The 958-nt window shown below is 64.5% G+C and carries 2 protein-coding genes; both read right to left on the bottom strand.

Annotated features, from left to right (window positions below; all coding sequences use genetic code 11):
- Nucleotides 1–57: 57 nt before the first annotated feature.
- On the bottom strand, nt 58–471 hold the full coding sequence (locus ALA01S_RS31215; RefSeq protein WP_066343677.1) for a type II toxin-antitoxin system HicB family antitoxin: 414 nt from the start codon (nt 469–471) through the stop codon (nt 58–60).
- Nucleotides 468–713: a type II toxin-antitoxin system HicA family toxin gene (locus ALA01S_RS31210; RefSeq protein ID WP_066343675.1), complete on the bottom strand. Its 246-nt coding sequence runs from the start codon at nt 711–713 to the stop codon at nt 468–470. The genes ALA01S_RS31215 and ALA01S_RS31210 overlap by 4 nt, the downstream gene beginning before the upstream one ends.
- Between the last annotated feature and the right edge of the window lie 245 nt (nt 714–958).

Here is a 958-nt window from a genome sequence, read left to right as displayed (position 1 = left end):
CTAGGGCACCGGCAGCGCATGCGCAGCAATACGCCGCCCACGCAGCGGTGCAGCGCGTCAGGGCCGCCCGCTGCGCCGGCCGAGTCCTTCGGCAAGCAAGGCCAGCACCAGCGAGTTCAGCGACACCCCTTCGGCGCGCGCGCAGCGTGCGAGCTGTGCATGGATGCTCTTGGGCACCCGCGTGACGAACTTGCCCGAAAGCTCGGGGGCGGCCACGTCGTCGGGCTTGAAGCTGGGCGCCGGGATGTCTCGGCCCATGTCCACCATGGCGGCTATGGCCGACTCGAAGGCATCGCGGGCGTTGTGCAAGGCGTCCTCGACGCTGTCGCCGTCGGCCATGACGCCGGGCAGATCGGGAAACGTCACCAAATAGCCACCACCATCGTCCTCGCTGAGATGGCTGACGAGGCGCGCGTAGTCCTCGAAGGGATACGGCGCGAGAACAGGCTGGATGTGCTTGACGTCGCTCATGACTCAATTCCCTGGATACGATCGACGAGGGCCACGAACTGCTTGACGTAGATGGCCTTGATCGGTCGGTGAGCGGGCACGGTCACGATGTCGGAGACCGCCGGATGCGAGAACACCTGGTGGCTGCCGCCACTGCTGCGGCATTCGAGGTGGTGGCGCCGCGCCACCGTCAGCAACTGCTCCATGGACCAGTCGCGCGGGTTGTGGCGCATGGCCTCCAGGAGCTTCGCAGCGGCGTTCATTCTTCAATAGTATCAAATTCGATACTACACAACTAATGCAGCGATCTTGCTGATCCTGATAATCAGGCTAGTGCTCTGCCGCCGTAGCAATGAAACGTTTGCTGCGCAGTGGGGTCTGAGCTGGGTCTAGCAGCCGGGAGACAGTCATGTCAGCCAAGCAGCATCCAGTGCAACTCAGTGCCGAGGACCGCTCGACGGTGGAGCGCGTGGCGCGCTCGTACCGACGCTCGACGCGGGAGCGTGCC

This window comes from Azohydromonas lata NBRC 102462, from assembly GCF_001571085.1.
In the GTDB taxonomy this organism is placed as follows: domain Bacteria; phylum Pseudomonadota; class Gammaproteobacteria; order Burkholderiales; family Burkholderiaceae_C; genus Azohydromonas; species Azohydromonas lata.
The sequence above is the reverse complement of the archived record's forward strand: the minus strand, read 5'-3'. Positions and strand labels throughout refer to the sequence as shown.